Genomic DNA, 15,512 nt, shown 5'->3' on the forward strand with positions numbered 1-15,512 from the left:
GCCCCGCAGTCGTGGGCTGAAAACCGCGCAGTCGCGGGCGAGGAGCGAGCGGAGCGAGCCCCGCAGTCGTGGGCTGAGAACCGCCCAGTCGCGAGCGAAGGGGGAACCAAGAAGTGACCACTCCTCGGCCGGAGACCCTGGCCAAGATCACCCCCGTGCTCACCAAGCGCTGGCTGTCGCCGGATGCCTGGCGGATCGGCACGTACGAGAGGCTGGACGGCTACGCCGCCCTGCGCAAGGCGCTCAAGGCCCACCCGGACGACCTGATCCAGCTCGTCAAGGACTCCGGCCTGCGCGGTCGCGGCGGCGCGGGCTTCCCGACCGGCCTGAAGTGGGGGTTCATCCCGCAGGGCGACGGCAAGCCGCACTACCTGGTGGTGAACGCCGACGAGGGCGAGCCGGGCACCTGCAAGGACCTGCCGCTGATGACCCACGACCCGCACTCGCTGGTCGAGGGCGTAATCATCGGGTCGTACGCGATCCGGGCCAGCCGGGCCTACATCTACATCCGTGGCGAGGCGGTACACGCCGCCCGCCGGCTGCGCAACGCCGTGCGGGAGGCGTACGCCAAGGGCTACCTCGGTAAGAACATCCTCGGCTCCGGGTTCGACCTGGAGCTGGTGGTGCACTCGGGTGCCGGGGCGTACATCTGCGGTGAGGAGACGGCGCTGCTGGACTCGCTGGAGGGCTTCCGGGGCCAGCCCCGGCTGCGCCCGCCGTTCCCGGCGACCCACGGCCTGTACGCCAGCCCCACGGTGGTCAACAACGTCGGCACCATCGCCAGCGTGCCGTACATCGTGCTCGGCGGGGCCGACTGGTGGAAGACCATGGGCACGGAGAAGTCCGCCGGTCCGATGATCTACTCGCTCTCCGGCCGGATCGCCGAACCGGGCCAGTACGAGTGCACGATGGGTGTCACGTTGCGCGAGCTCCTGGAGCTGGCCGGCGGGATGCAGCCGGGGCACAACCTGCGGTTCTGGACCCCGGGCGGCTCGTCGACCCCGCTACTCACCGCCGAGCACCTGGACGTGCCGCTGGACTTCGAGGGGGTGGCGGCGGCCGGCTCGATCCTGGGCACCACGGCCACCCAGATCTTCTCCGACCAGGACTGCCCGGTGTACGCGACGTACCGGTGGCTGGAGTTCTACCACCACGAGTCGTGCGGCAAGTGCACCCCGTGCCGCGAGGGCAACTACTGGATGGTCCGGGTCTACCGGCGGATCCTCGCCGGCCAGGGCACCCACGAGGACCTGGACACCCTGCTGGACACCTGCGACAACATCCTCGGCCGCTCGTTCTGCGGCCTGGGTGACGGTGCGACCAGCTCGGTGACCTCGTCGCTGAAGTACTTCAAGCAGGACTACCTCGACTACATCGAGGGACGTACCGCGCCGAAGCTGTCGGACAAGCAGCTGGTGGGAGCGCACTGATGCGAGCGCGAGGAGTGAGCGAAGCGAGCCCCGCAGTCGCGAGCGAAAGGCGAGCACTGTGACCGACGTAGCCAAGCAGACCGAGACCGTCACCCTCACGATCGACGGCATCGAGGTCACCGCGCCCAAGGGCGCGCTGCTGATCCGGGTCGCCGAGCAGCTGGGCACCGAGATCCCGCGCTTCTGCGACCACCCGCTGCTGGCCCCGGCCGGCGCGTGCCGGCAGTGCCTGGTCGAGGTGGAGGGCCAGCGCAAGCCGGTGGCCTCCTGCACCCAGACCGTCGCCGAGGGCATGGTGGTCCGCACCCAACTCACCTCCGGCGTCGCCAAGAAGGCGCAGGAGGGGGTCATGGAGCTGTTGCTGCTCAACCACCCGCTCGACTGCCCGATGTGCGACAAGGGTGGCGAGTGCCCGCTGCAGAACCAGGCGATGTCCACCGGCCGCACGGACTCCCGGTTCCACGAGCACAAGCGGGAGTACGAGAAGCCGATGGCGATCAGCACCCAGGTGCTGCTCGACCGCGAGCGCTGCGTGCTCTGCCAGCGGTGCACCCGGTTCTCCGACGAGATCGCCGGCGACAAGTTCATCGACCTGATGGGCCGGTCGTCCGCCGAGGAAATCAACATCTACCGGGACGAGGCGTACGGCGAGGAGGGCGACGCGGGCGACGTCCCGTTCAACTCGTACTTCTCCGGCAACACCGTGCAGATCTGCCCGGTGGGCGCGCTGACCGGCGCGCAGTACCGCTTCCGGGCCCGCCCGTTCGACCTGGTCTCCAGCCCGAGCGTCTGCGAGCACTGCTCGGCCGGCTGCGCCCAGCGCACCGACTGGCGGCGCGGCAAGGTGACCCGCCGGCTGGCCGGCGACGACCCGCAGGTCAACGAGGAGTGGAACTGCGACAAGGGGCGCTGGGGCTTCCAGTACGCCCGCGCCTTCGACCGGCTCACCACCCCGCAGGTCCGCGACTCCGAGACCGGTGAGCTGCGCGAGGCGTCGTGGAGCGAGGCGCTGACCGTCGCCGCCGAGGGGCTGCGGGCCGCCCGGGACGGCGGCCACGGCACGGCGGTGCTGACCGGCGGCCGGCTGACCGTCGAGGACGCGTACGCGTACGCGAAGTTCGCCCGGGTCGCGCTGAACACCAACGACATCGACTTCCGGGCCCGGCCGGTCTCCCGCGAGGAGTCCGACTTCCTGGCCAGCACGGTCGCCGGGCGCACCGACGTCACCTACGCGGACGTGGAGAACGCGCCCGCCGTGGTGCTGGTCGGTCTGGAGCCGGAGGAGGAGTGCCCGATCCTCTTCCTGCGGCTGCGCAAGGCGTACCTGAAGAAGAAGCTCACGGTGTACGCCCTCGCGCCGTTCGCCACCCGTGGCCTGGAGAAGCTCGGGGCCAAGCTGGCCCGGGTGGTGCCGGGCGAGGAGGCGAGCGTCCTCGCCGAGCACGCGACGGTGGCCGAGGCGCTCAGCGCCCCGGGCGCGATCCTGATCGTCGGCGAGCGGCTGGGCGAGGTGCCCGGCGGCCTGTCGGCGGCGGCGGACGTCGCCCGGCGTACCGGCGCGAAGCTGGCCTGGGTGCCGCGGCGCGCGGGCGACCGGGGCGCGGTCGACGCGGGCTGCCTGCCCAACCTGCTTCCCGGCGGCCGTCCGGTCACCGAGCCGGCGGCCCGGGCCGAACTGGGCGAGGCGTGGGACATCGCGGCCGGGGTGATCCCGAGCCAGGCCGGCAGGGACACCGACGGCATCGTCGCCGCCGCCGCGAACGGCCAGCTCGGCGCGCTCGTGGTGGCCGGGGTCGACCCGGCCGACCTGGCCGACCCCCGGTTGGCCGAGCAGGCCCTCGACGCGGTGCCGTTCCTGGTCAGCCTGGAGCTGCGCAACAGCGCGGTGGCCCGCCGGGCCGACGTGGTCCTGCCGGTGGCCCCGGTGGTCGAGAAGGCCGGCAGCTTCCTGGACTGGGAGGGCCGGCTGCGGCCCTTCGACGCGGTGCTGCACACCGCTGCGATGACCGACGGCCGGGTGCTGGACGCGCTCGCCGCGCTCCTCGACGTGCAGATCGGCACGGGCGACGTGCTCAGCGTCCGGCGGGAGCTGGGTAGCCTGTCGCCGACCCGGGCCGACCGGCCGTCCGCGCCGTCGGTGGAGCCGGCCCCGGTGCCGCAGCCCGGCGCCGGCGAGGCAGTCCTGTCCACCTGGCACCAGCTCATCGACCTGGGCAGCCTCACCGACGGTGACGAGCACCTGGGCGGCACCGCCCGCCCGCCGGTGGCGCGGGTGGGCAAGGGCACCGCGGAGGCGCTCGGCGTCGCCGACGGTGACCCGGTCACGGTGGGCACCGACCGCGGGGCGATCACCCTGCCGGCGGCGATCACCGAGATGCCCGACGGCGTCGTCTGGCTGCCGACCAACTCACCCGGCTCCACCGTGCGGCGCGGCCTCGGCGCGACGTCCGGCACGGTGGTACGGATCTCCGCGGCGGTCGCCGCCACGGAGCAGGCCACCCCGGCGGTCGCCGCGGACGCGGCCGGCCACCCGGGTCCGCTCCTCAACACCGGGGGTGTTTCCCAGTGAACGCGGTCTACCTGGCCCAGGACCCGACGCTGGCCGACTTCGGCAAGGACCCGTGGTGGCTGGTCCTGATCAAGGTCGTCTTCGCCTTCGTCGTCGCCGTGCTGGCCACGCTGCTCGGTGTCTGGTTCGAACGGCGGGTCGTCGGCCGCATGGCGGTGCGGCCCGGCCCCAACCAGGCCGGCCCGTTCGGCCTGCTCCAGACCCTGGCCGACGGCCTGAAGATGGCCTTCAAGGAGGACATCCTCCCGAAGGCGGCGGACAAGGTCGTCTTCTTCTTCGCGCCGACCATCTCGGTGGTCTGCGCGGTCACCGCCCTGTCGGTGGTGCCGTTCGGCCCGATGGTGAGCATCTTCGGCCACCACACGCCGCTCCAGGTCACCGACGTGCCGGTGGCGGTGCTGGTGCTGCTGGCCTGCTCGTCGATGGGTATCTACGGCATCGTGCTCGGCGGTTGGGCCTCCGGCTCGACGTACCCGCTGCTCGGCGGCCTGCGCTCCACCGCCCAGATGATCTCCTACGAGGTCGCCATGGGGCTGAGCATCGTGGCGGTGTTCATGACCGCCGGCACGATGTCCACCAGCGGGATCGTCGCCGCCCAGGGGGACGCCACCCAGCTGACCATCCTCGGCACCGAGGTCCCGGCCCCCGGCTGGTACGCGATCCTGCTGCTGCCGAGCTTCATCATCTTCTTCATCTCCACCGTCGGTGAGACCAACCGGGCTCCGTTCGACCTCCCCGAGGCAGAGTCGGAGCTGGTCGCCGGCTACATGACCGAGTACAGCTCGCTGAAGTTCGCGCTCTTCATGCTCAGCGAGTACGTCGCGATGGTGACCATGTCCGCGGTCACCACGACGCTGTTCCTCGGCGGCTGGCGGGCCCCGTGGCCGATCACCCTGTGGGAGGGCGCCAACTCCGGTTGGTGGCCGATGCTGTGGTTCTTCGGCAAGGTGATCGCCCTGGTCTTCGTGTTCGTCTGGCTCCGCGGCACCCTGCCCCGGCTCCGGTACGACCAGTTCATGCGCTTCGGCTGGAAGGTGCTGCTGCCGATCAACCTGGTCTGGATCCTGGTCCTGGCCGGCCTGCGGTCGATCGAGGGCTGGCAGACCAGGGACCGGCTGCTCGCCACCGGGATCGGCGCGGGCGTGCTGCTGCTGGCGACGCTGCTCTGGCCGAGCCGCAAGCCGAAGCCGAAGCCGTCGCTCCAGGAGCAGGCCAACAGCCGTCCACACGGCAGCTTCCCGCTGCCACCGATGGACCTGCAAGTGCCACCGAGCCCACGCACCAAGCGTGTGGTCGCCGAGCGGGAGCCGGCCAACGTCGCCGCCGGCTCGGACTCCAGGGAGGTGTGACGTGGGCGCGATCACCGGAACGTTCAAGGGCTTCGGAGTCACCTTCTCGCACATGTTCAAGAAGGTCGTCACGACCGACTACCCGTTCAAGCCGCCGGTCCCGGCGCCGCGCTACCACGGGCGGCACGTCCTGAACCGGCACCCGGACGGCCTGGAGAAGTGCATCGGCTGCGAGCTGTGCGCCTGGGCCTGCCCGGCCGACGCGATCTACGTCGAGGGCGGGGACAACACCGAGGAGAACCGCCTCTCGCCAGGTGAGCGGAACGCGTCGGTCTACCAGATCAACTACGCCCGCTGCATCTTCTGCGGACTGTGCATCGAGGCCTGCCCGACCCGGTCGCTCACCATGAGCAATGAGTACGAGCTGGCCCGGGACAACCGGCAGGACCTGATCTTCACGAAGGAGCAGTTGCTCGCGCCGCTGCTGCCGGGCATGGAGCAGCCGCCGCACCCGATGAGGCTCGGGGACAGCGAGAAGGACTACTACGTCGACGCGCTGACCAACCCGGGCACCTCGGCCGGTGCAGAGTATGCGACCAACAGCCCGGGCCGGTACCAGGTCCAGGAGCACCCCGGGGTGACCTTCCCCGGCGCCGAGCAGCACGCCCAGCGGGCGGCGGCGGGGAAGGGGGACAAGGCATGACCACGCAGACGGTGCTCGCCGCGGCGGGCGGGGTGTCCGGTGGCGAGGAGGTCACCTTCTACATCCTCGCCCCGCTGGCGCTGATCGGCGCGATCGGCATGGTCGCCGCGCGAAACGCCGTGCACTCGGCGCTCTGGCTGGTGCTGACCATGCTCTGCCTGGGCGTGTTCTACGTCCTGCAGGCCGGGCCGTTCATCGGCATGGTGCAGATCATCGTCTACACCGGCGCGATCATGATGCTCTTCCTGTTCGTGCTCATGCTGGTCGGCCGGGACGCCTCGGACTCGCTGATCGAGACGCTGCGCGGCCAGCGGGTCGCCGCGGTGCTGCTCGGGCTCGGCTTCGCCGGCCTGGTCGGCGGCGGCCTGTACCGGGCGCTGCACGGTGTCCAGGCGGTGGGCCTGGACCAGGCCAACGCCGAGGGGAACGTGCAGGGCATCGCCCGGCTGCTGTTCACCAAGTACGTCTTCGCCTTCGAACTGACCTCGGCGCTGCTGATCACGGCTGCGGTCGGCGCGATGGTGCTGGCGCACGTCGAGCGGCGCAAGGAAGACAAGATGGACCAGGTCGCCACGATGAAGGCCCGCTTCGCCCCGGGTAACTACCCCGGCCCGAAGCCCGGCCCGGGCGTCTTCGCCACCTCCTCCTCGGTGGCCACCCCGGCCCGCCTGCCCGACGGCCGGCTGACCGAGCGCGGCATCTCGCCGATCCTGCCGGTGCGGGAGCTGACCGACGAGGACACCTTGCTGAAGGGGACGGACAAATGACCCCGGACTTCTACCTGGTGCTCGCCGCGGTGCTGTTCACCATCGGCGCGGCGGGGGTACTCATCCGGCGCAACGCGATCGTGCTGTTCATGTGCGTCGAGCTGATGCTGAACGCGGCCAACCTGACCCTCGTCACCTTCAGCCGGATCAACGGTGACCTGAACGGCCAGATCATGTCGTTCTTCGTCATGGTGGTGGCCGCGGCCGAGGTCGTGGTCGGCCTCGCGATCATCATGTCCATCTTCCGGACCCGGCGCTCCGCGAGCGTCGACGACGCCAACCTGCTCAAGTACTAGAGGGGCCAGCTGTGGGAGAGATTCTGATGAACGCCCCGGCCGAGCCGGCAGGTGCCGTCGCCTACGCTTCGGCGAGTGGGCTGCTCGGCAGCGTCTGGCTGCTGGTGGCGATCCCGCTGGCCAGTGCGGTGATCCTGCTGCTGCTGGGCCGGCGGGCCGACCGCTGGGGACACTGGCTCGGGGTGGCATCGGTCGGCACGTCCTTCGTGCTCGGCCTGACCTACTTCTTCCAGCTACGCGGCCTGGAGAACAAGTCGGTCGAGCGGAGCCTGTGGGACTTCATCGCCGTCGGCGACTTCAAGGTGGACTTCGGTCTGCTGTTCGACCCGCTGGCTGCGGTCTTCGTCCTGCTCATCACCGGGGTGGGCTTCCTGATCCACCTGTACGCGGTCGAGTACATGGCGCACGACGAGGGCCGGCGGCGGTTCTTCGCCTACTTCAACCTGTTCGTCGCCGCGATGCTCCTGCTGGTGCTCGGCAACAACTACGTGATGCTGTACTTCGGCTGGGAGGGCGTCGGCCTGGCGTCGTACCTGCTGATCTCCTTCTGGTACGGCCGGCCGAGCGCGGCCACCGCCGGGAAGAAGGCGTTCCTGATGAACCGGGTCGGCGACGCCGGCCTGGCCATCGGCATCTTCATCATGTTCGCCACCCTCGGCACCACCCAGTACGACGAGGTGTTCAACGGAGTCGGCTCGCTGACCGCGACCACCGTGCTGGTGCTCGGCCTGCTGCTGCTGCTCGGGGCGACCGGCAAGTCCGGCCAGTTCCCGCTCCAGGCGTGGCTGCCGGACGCGATGGAGGGCCCGACCCCGGTGTCGGCGCTCATCCACGCCGCCACCATGGTCACCGCGGGCGTCTACCTGATCGCCCGGTCCAACCCGATCTTCTCGGCCAACTCGACGCTCCAGCTCGTGGTGGTCAGCGTCGGCGCGCTGACCCTGCTGATCGGCTGCATCATCGGCGCGGCCAAGGACGACATCAAGCGGGTGCTGGCCTGGTCGACGGTGAGCCAGATCGGCTACATGTTCGTCGGCGTCGGCCTCGGCGGCGGGGCGTACGCGCTGGCCATCCTGCACCTGCTGGCGCACGGCTTCTTCAAGGCCAACATGTTCCTCGGCGCCGGCTCGGTCATGCACGGCATGAACGACCAGGTGGACATCCGCCGTTTCGGCGGGCTGGCCAAGCACATGAAGGTCACCTGGCTCACGTTCATGATGGGCTGGCTCGCCATCATCGGCATCCCCCCGCTGTCCGGCTACTTCTCCAAGGAGCCGATCATCGCCGCCGCCTTCACGCGGGACGACTGGACCGCCTGGCTCTTCGGCGGGGCGGCGCTGCTCGGGGCCGGGCTCACCGCCTTCTACATGACCCGGCTGTTCGTGCTCACCTTCCACGGCCCGAAGCGGTGGACCGAGGACATCGAGCACCCGCACGAGTCGCCGAAGCTCATGACGATCCCGCTGATCCTGCTCGCGATCGGCTCGGTTCTCGCCGGTGGCCTGATGGCATGGGACGACGGTCTCGCCTCCTGGCTGACGCCGGTGCTCGGCAGTGAGGCCAGCGAGGCCCACCATTCGGTGCTGCCGCACACGGTGATCACGATCCTCTCGCTGCTGGTCACCGTGGGCGGGGCCGGGTTGGCCTGGTTCCTGTTCCGCAACGGCACGGCCACCGAGCCGCAGCCGGCGGGTGTGCTGGTCACCGCCGCCCGACGCAACCTCTACACGGACGCCGTCAACGAGGCGGTCTTCGAGAAGCCGGGGATCTTCCTCACCCGGGCGCTGGTCTTCCTCGACAACCGGGGCGTCGACGGGCTGGTCAACGGCCTGGCCGCCGCGGTGGGCGGGGGCTCGGGCCGGCTCCGGCGGCTGCAGACCGGATTCGTCCGGTCGTACGCGACGTCCATCCTGGCCGGCGCGCTGCTGGTGGTGGCGGCGTTCATGGCCGTGCAGGCGGGGTGGCTGGCGTGATCGACCTCTCTACGGCCGCCCCCGCCGGCGGACCATGCAGTGACGACGGAGGTAAGGCCGCATAATGTCCAACTTCCCGTTCCTCTCGGTGCTGACCGTGGCGCCGCTGGTCGGCGCGCTGGTCGTGGCCGTCCTGCCGCGCCGCCGGCCGGACCTGGCCAAGCAGGTGGCCCTCGGGTGGTCGCTGCTGGTGCTGGTGCTGTCCGTGGTCATGTGGGTCAGCTTCAAGACCGGCGGTGACCGGCTCCAGTTCCGCGAGTCCTACACCTGGATCCCGCAGTGGGACGCCCGGTTCACCTTCGCCGCCGACGGCATCGCGCTGGTGATGCTGATGCTGATCGCGGTGCTGGTGCCGCTGGTGATCCTGGCGTCCTGGCACGACGCCGAGTCGTCGAAGCGCTCGGTGCCGGTCTACTTCGCCCTGCTGCTCATCCTCGAGAGCACGATGATCGGCGTCTTCGCCGCCGCCGACGTCTTCCTGTTCTACGTGTTCTTCGAGGTCATGCTCGTGCCGATGTACTTCCTCATCGGCAGCTACGGCGGCCACCAGCGGCAGTACGCGGCCGTGAAGTTCTTCCTCTACTCGCTGGTCGGCGGCCTGTTCATGCTGGCCGCGGTGATCGGCCTCTGGGTCGTCGGCGGGAAGACCTTCGACTGGCAGGCGCTGACCCAGGTGGACATCTCCACCGGCACGGGGCGCTGGCTGTTCCTCGGGTTCTTCCTCGCCTTCGCGATCAAGGCGCCGTTCTTCCCGTTCCACACCTGGCTTCCGGACGCCGGTGGCGCGGCCCCGGCCGGCGCCGCCGCGCTGCTGGTCGGCGTGCTGGACAAGGTCGGCACCTTCGGCATCCTGCGGTACTGCCTGCCGCTGTTCCCGGAGGCGTCGAAGTGGTTCGCCCCCTGGGCGCTGGCGCTCGGGGTGATCGGCATCATCTACGCGGCGTTGCTCGCGGTCGGCCAGAACGACCTGAAGCGGCTGGTGTCGTACACCTCGATCGCGCACTTCGGGTTCATCGGGGTCGGCATCTTCGCCTTCACCACCCAGGCCGGCACCGGCGCGGTGCTCTACATGCTCAACCACGGCCTCGCCACCGGGCTGCTCTTCCTGGTGGTGGGGATGCTGGTGGCCCGGCGCGGGTCGGCGCTGATCAGCGACTTCGGCGGCGCGGGCAAGCTGGTGCCGCTGCTGGCCGGCGTGCTCTTCTTCGCCGGTCTGGCGTCGCTGGCGCTGCCCGGCACCGCGCCGTTCGTCTCCGAGTTCCTGGTGCTGATCGGCACCTTCACGGTGAACAAGCCGGTGGCGGTGATCTCCACGCTCGGCATCATCCTGGCCGCCGCGTACGTGCTGTGGATGGTGCAGCGCACCACCCAGGGCACGCTCAATCCGGCTCTGGTCGAGATCGAGCCGATGCGCCGCGACCTCAGCCTGCGCGAGAAGTTCGTGGTCGCGCCGCTGATCGCGCTGATCGTGCTGCTCGGCTTCTACCCCAAGCCGGTCACCGATGTCATCAACCCCGCCGTCCGGGCCACCATGGAGGACGTCGGCAGGACCGATCCCGCCCCTGAGGTCGGCAGCGTCCAGGAGGCCGCGAAATGACCGAGCTGAAGTTGCCGTCGATCGACTACACGGCGCTCGCTCCGATCCTGATCATGCTCGGTGCCGCCCTGTTGGGCGTGCTGGTCGAGGCCTTCGTGCCCCGCAGGCAGCGTCACCTGGCGCAACTGTCCCTGGGCCTGCTGGCGGTGCTCGCCGCCCTGGTGATGGTGATGGTGAACGCCGACGAGCGGCTGCTCACCGCAGGCGGGGCGATCGCCGTGGACGGGCCCACGCTGTTCCTCCAGGGCGCGATCCTGGTCCTCGCCGCGATGGCGCTGCTGCTTATCGGTGAGCGTTCGGTGGAGCGGGGCGGGGCGTTCGTCGCCCAGGCCGCGGTCACCGCCGATTCGCCCGACGACCGGCGGCAGGCCGAGGGCAGCAACGGGGCGACCGAGGTCTACCCGCTGACCAGCTTCGCGATCGGCGGCATGCTGATCTTCGTGGCGGCGAACGACCTGCTGACCATGTTCATCGCCCTTGAGGTCTTCTCGCTGCCGCTCTACCTGCTCTGCGCGCTGGCCCGCCGCCGGCGGCTGCTGAGCCAGGAGGCGGCCATGAAGTACTTCCTGCTCGGCGCGTACGCCTCGGCGTTCTTCCTCTTCGGCGTGGCCCTGGTGTACGGGTTCACTTCGGGCATCCCGGGCCGGCCGGCGGGCGTCGACTTCGCCACGATCCACGCCGCGGTGAACGAGTCCCCGGCCAGCAAGGTGCTGCTCTTCGCCGGCATGGCGCTGCTCGCCATCGGGCTGCTGTTCAAGGCCGCCGCCGCGCCGTTCCACGTCTGGACCCCGGACGTGTACCAGGGCGCTCCGACGCCGGTCACCGGCTTCATGGCGGCCTGCACCAAGGTCGCCGCGTTCGGCGCCCTGCTGCGGGTGTTCCACGTGGCGTTCTCCGGTGCGGCGTGGGACTTCACCCCGGTCCTCGGCGCGATCGCGGTGCTGACCATGCTGGTCGGCGCGGTGCTGGCGGTGACCCAGACGGACATCAAGCGGCTGCTGGCGTACTCGTCGATCGCGAACGCCGGGTACCTGCTCGTCGGGGTGCTCGCGCCGAGCAAGGACGGGCTCTCCGGCACGATGTTCTACCTGGTCGCGTACGGGTTCTCGGTGCTCGCCGCGTTCGCGGTGGTGACCCTGGTCCGGGACGCCGACGGGGAGGCCACCCACCTGTCCCGCTGGGCCGGGCTGGGCCGGCGCTCGCCGTTCTTCGCGGCGATCTTCACCTTCCTCCTGCTGGCCTTCGCCGGCATCCCGCTGACCAGCGGGTTCATGAGCAAGTTCGCCATCTTCGCCCCGGCGCTGGACGCCGGCCACGCGTGGCTGGTGGTGGCCGGCGTGCTGACCAGCATGGTGCTGGCGTTCCCGTACCTGCGGGTCGTGGTGATGATGTGGCTGTCCGAGCCGGGCGAGTCCACCCCGACGGTCACCACGCCGGGCGGGCTCACCTCGGCGGCCCTCATGATCGGCGTGCTGGCCACCCTGGTGCTGGGCGTCGTCCCGGGCCCGCTGCTCGATCTTGCCAACGGTGCCGCTGAATTCGTACGATGACCGACCTTTCCCGGCGACGGGGCCGGCACACGACAGTGTGCCGGCCCCGTCGCCGTATCCCCCGTCCGGAGCAGGTCGAACGGGTGTGGCATGGTGGATAGCGTGGTGATTCCGGCTGGCGAGCGTTCAGGTGCCACCGGCTCCGTTCGGCGGAGTCGGAAGAGCACCGGTCAGTTCGGCGCGCTCGGCCTGCAGTTGGCCGATCCCCGCGTCGAGGCGTCCGTGCTGGGTCTGCTGGAGTCCGTCGAGGCGGAGCTGCGGGCCGCGGTGGCGAGCGCCGACCCGTTGGTGACCGAGGCCGCCCGGCACCTGGTGGACGCCGGCGGGAAGCGGTTCCGCCCGCTGCTGGTCGCACTGGGCGCCCAGTTCGGCGATCCGACAGGCCCGCAGGTCGTCCCCGCCGCCGTGGTGATGGAACTCACCCACCTGGCGACCCTCTACCACGACGACGTGATGGACGAGGCCGCCGTGCGCCGGGGCGCGCCGAGCGCCAACTCACGCTGGACGAACTCGGTGGCGATCCTGGTGGGCGACTACCTGTTCGCCCGCGCTGCGGACCTCGCCGCCGACCTCGGCACCGAGGCGGTGCGCCTCCAGGCGCGCACGTTCGCCCGGCTGGTGCACGGCCAGATCGCCGAGACGGTCGGCCCCCGGGACGGGCAGGACCCGGTCGACCACTATCTGCACGTCATCGCGGGGAAGACCGGCTCGCTGATCGCCACCTCGGCCCGGTTCGGCGGGCTGTTCGGCCAGGCTTCCGTCGAGCACACCGAGGCCCTGGCCGCATACGGCGAGACCATCGGCGTGGCCTTTCAGCTCTCCGACGACCTGCTGGACATCGCCAGCGAGTCGGTGCAGTCGGGCAAGACCCCGGGCACGGACCTGCGTGAGGGGGTGCCGACGCTGCCGGTGCTCTACGCGCTCGCCTCGGACGACTCCGACGCCGCCTCGGTGCGGCTGCGGGAGATCCTGGCCACCGGCCCGATCGTCGACGACGACCTGCACGCCGAGGCCCTCGGTCTGCTCCGCGAGTCCCCCGCCCTGAAGCGGGCCCGGGAGACGGTCCGCAGCTACGCCGAGGACGCGCGTGGGCAGCTCGCTCCGCTCCCGGGCGGGGCGACCCGTCGGGCCCTCGAATCCCTCTGCGACTTCATCGCCGACCGCACGAGCTGACCGCCGTCAGCGGGCGCGCAGCAGGCGGGCCGCCGTGAGCATCAGGGCGGCCGAACCGAGCATGGCCGTCGCTGCCGCGAGCCACATCGACGGGTAGCCGAAGGCGGTGGCGGTCGCGCCGAGGGCCAGCGGGCCGAGGCAGCCGCCGGCGTACACCCCGGTCTGGGTGATCGAGGTGGCGGCGGCCGGGGCCTGCGGGTGCAGCCGGGCCACCGCGAAGGTCATCAGGCCGGGCCAGGCCCAGCCCAGGCCGAAGCCGAGCACCACGCCCGCCACGAGCGGCACCGGCCCGGTCAGCGCCAGCAGCATCAGCCCCAGGGCGCCGACGACGAGCATGCCGGCGATGACCGCCACGTGGCCGCCGTCCCGGCGATCGGCCAGGGCGCCGAAACCGATCCGGGCGGCCACGCAGACCACGCTGCCGAGGGTCAGGGTCAGCCCGGCCAGGCTCGGCGAGAGCCCCCGGCCGGCGGCCGAGTCGACCAGGAAGGTGCCCAGCGCGTTCGCGGCGGCCGCCGCCAGCGTCGCGGCCACCCCGACCAGTATCAGGGCCCCCGTCGCCCCACCGGCCCGCCGGCCGCCGGTCGGCCGCCCCGGGCGGGCCTCCCGCGCCGGTACGAGCGGCAGCGCGGACAGCGCGGCGACCGTGCCCGCCACGAAGGCCCACCGCCAGCCGGCGGTCACGGCGACGGTCGGCACCGCCAGGCCGGCCAGCAGGGTGGAGAGCGGAACGGCCGCCTGCTTCGCCCCGAACGACAGCCCCTGCCGGTGCGGCGGCACGTGCCGGACCAGCGCCGCGTTGCTGGCGAGCTGCCCCAGGGCGTTGGCGGCGGCGCCGAGCGCCAACAGAACGACCAGCACCGGGTACGACCGGGCCAGCGCCGCCACGGCCAGCATGGACCCGGCGGAGAGCAGGATGCCGGCGCGGGCCACCACGGCCGGGCCGAGCCGCTCCACGAGGGCGCCGGAGGGCACCGAGGCGAGCGCGCTGACGCCGAAGTACACGGACACGACCAGGCCCAGCCCGGCCGGGGAGAAGCCCAGGTCCGCACCCATCTGCACGGCAAGGCCGCCGACCAGGAAGACAGGCAGGACGCAGGCGACGGTGGTGGCGACCGCCCCCGCGCCGGCCCGGAGGGGGTGGCGGGCGGCGGCCGGTGACGCGGGGTGCGGGGCGGTACGGGTCATGGTCCCGCAAACCTACGCGAGGCCACCTCGGACAACTCACCGTGTCGCTCGGGGCACTGACCGTTTAGGATGATCTGGCATCGTCGATCCGAACAGGCATTTCGCCGGACGCCTGGATTTCATATGGTGTAACTCCCCGGTGGCGGAGGTGGTTGTGCGCGACCCCTTGGCGGAACCTTCGGATCTCATCCGGAGTGTGTCCCGCGCCCTACGCGTGCTCGAATCGGTCGGTCGTGCCCCGAAGGGGTTGACCGTCAAGCAGATCGCGCGGCGCTGCGAGCTGACCGTGGCCACCACCTACCACCTGGTCCGCACCCTGGCATACGAGGGCTATGTGATCCGCCGGGAGGACGGCACGTACATCGTCGGGCTGGAGATCGCCGACCGGTACCGCGAGCTGGTCACCGCGTTCCGGGGGCCGGCGCCGGTCGGCGAGTGCCTGCGGCGGGCGGCCCTGGACACCGGGTACAGCCACTACCTGGGCCGGTTCGTCGGCGGCCAGGTGGCGATCACCGCCGTCGCCGAGGGCCACCGCTCGCCGTACCTTGAGGACATGGTCCCGGGCTTCGACGAGGGGGCGCACGCCACCGCGCTCGGCAAGGCCCTGCTGGCCACCCTCACCGCCGAGCAGCGCTTCCGCTACCTGCGGGAGTACGGCATGCGCCCGTTCACCAACGCCACCCTGACCAGCCCTGAGGCGTTCGAGGCGGACCTGGCGGCCGGCGACCGGCGTGGGATGCAGCTCGAACTGAGCCAGTTCCGGCAGGGCGTGGCGTGCGCCGCGGTGCTGGTCACCCCGGACAAGGACCTGGAACGCCGGATAGTGCTGGCCTGCGCGCTGCCGGCCAGCGAGATGATGACCTCCGCCCGGGTGGTCCGGGCCAAGCTGCTCACCGTCGCCCGCGCCGTCGCCGACGCCGCCGTCGCCGAGGGCTGAGACGACGGGACCCCCTCCCGGGTGGGAGGGGGCCGCCGTG

The 15,512-nt window shown here is 71.2% G+C and carries 12 protein-coding genes; 11 read left to right on the forward strand and 1 reads right to left on the reverse strand.

Annotated features, from left to right (window positions below; all coding sequences use genetic code 11):
- Positions 1-113 precede the first annotated feature (113 nt).
- The 10 genes from nuoF to ACFYZF_RS16050 all read left to right on the forward strand — a co-directional run bounded on the left by nuoF (position 114) and on the right by ACFYZF_RS16050 (position 13,347).
- Positions 114-1,430 (forward strand): NADH-quinone oxidoreductase subunit NuoF, encoded by a 1,317-nt coding sequence (nuoF, locus tag ACFYZF_RS16005; protein WP_387020784.1) that lies wholly within the window; start codon positions 114-116, stop codon positions 1,428-1,430.
- Positions 1,431-1,488: 58 nt separating this feature from the next.
- On the forward strand, positions 1,489-3,999 hold the full coding sequence (locus tag ACFYZF_RS16010; RefSeq protein ID WP_387020787.1) for an NADH-quinone oxidoreductase subunit G: 2,511 nt from the start codon (positions 1,489-1,491) through the stop codon (positions 3,997-3,999).
- On the forward strand, positions 3,996-5,348 hold the full coding sequence (nuoH, locus tag ACFYZF_RS16015; RefSeq protein ID WP_387020789.1) for an NADH-quinone oxidoreductase subunit NuoH: 1,353 nt from the start codon (positions 3,996-3,998) through the stop codon (positions 5,346-5,348). The genes ACFYZF_RS16010 and nuoH overlap by 4 nt, the downstream gene beginning before the upstream one ends.
- A 1-nt stretch (position 5,349) precedes the next feature.
- Positions 5,350-5,991 (forward strand): NADH-quinone oxidoreductase subunit NuoI, encoded by a 642-nt coding sequence (gene nuoI / locus ACFYZF_RS16020; RefSeq protein ID WP_387020792.1) that lies wholly within the window; start codon positions 5,350-5,352, stop codon positions 5,989-5,991.
- Entirely contained in the window at positions 5,988-6,758 is a 771-nt protein-coding gene (locus ACFYZF_RS16025) for an NADH-quinone oxidoreductase subunit J (protein ID WP_387020794.1), read from the forward strand. The genes nuoI and ACFYZF_RS16025 overlap by 4 nt, the downstream gene beginning before the upstream one ends.
- Positions 6,755-7,054, forward strand: a complete 300-nt coding sequence (gene nuoK, locus ACFYZF_RS16030; protein WP_350883381.1) for an NADH-quinone oxidoreductase subunit NuoK — start codon at positions 6,755-6,757, stop codon at positions 7,052-7,054. The genes ACFYZF_RS16025 and nuoK overlap by 4 nt, the downstream gene beginning before the upstream one ends.
- A 26-nt stretch (positions 7,055-7,080) precedes the next feature.
- Positions 7,081-9,027, forward strand: a complete 1,947-nt coding sequence (gene nuoL, locus ACFYZF_RS16035) for an NADH-quinone oxidoreductase subunit L (RefSeq protein WP_387021542.1) — start codon at positions 7,081-7,083, stop codon at positions 9,025-9,027.
- A 64-nt stretch (positions 9,028-9,091) separates the two neighbouring features.
- Positions 9,092-10,624 carry an NADH-quinone oxidoreductase subunit M gene (locus ACFYZF_RS16040; RefSeq protein ID WP_350883379.1) on the forward strand — a complete coding sequence of 511 codons (1,533 nt, stop codon included), beginning with the start codon at positions 9,092-9,094 and terminating at the stop codon, positions 10,622-10,624.
- On the forward strand, positions 10,621-12,174 hold the full coding sequence (gene nuoN / locus ACFYZF_RS16045; protein WP_387020798.1) for an NADH-quinone oxidoreductase subunit NuoN: 1,554 nt from the start codon (positions 10,621-10,623) through the stop codon (positions 12,172-12,174). Before ACFYZF_RS16040 ends, nuoN begins: the two co-directional genes overlap by 4 nt.
- 90 nt (positions 12,175-12,264) lie before the next feature.
- Entirely contained in the window at positions 12,265-13,347 is a 1,083-nt protein-coding gene (locus ACFYZF_RS16050; RefSeq protein ID WP_387020801.1) for a polyprenyl synthetase family protein, read from the forward strand.
- A gap of 6 nt (positions 13,348-13,353) precedes the next feature.
- Here ACFYZF_RS16050 and ACFYZF_RS16055 read toward each other — a convergent pair whose 3' ends face one another.
- Positions 13,354-14,535, reverse strand: coding sequence for an MFS transporter (locus ACFYZF_RS16055; RefSeq protein ID WP_387020803.1), 1,182 nt, complete (start codon positions 14,533-14,535; stop codon positions 13,354-13,356).
- Positions 14,536-14,689: 154 nt separating this feature from the next.
- On the opposite strand from ACFYZF_RS16055, the gene ACFYZF_RS16060 reads away from it, so the two are divergent.
- The gene (locus ACFYZF_RS16060; protein WP_387020806.1) at positions 14,690-15,472 is read left to right on the forward strand and encodes an IclR family transcriptional regulator; all 783 of its coding nucleotides are present in this window, start codon (positions 14,690-14,692) and stop codon (positions 15,470-15,472) included.
- Positions 15,473-15,512 lie beyond the last annotated feature (40 nt).

It is taken from the genome of Micromonospora sp. NPDC001898 (assembly GCF_042891255.1).
GTDB lineage: Bacteria > Actinomycetota > Actinomycetes > Mycobacteriales > Micromonosporaceae > Micromonospora.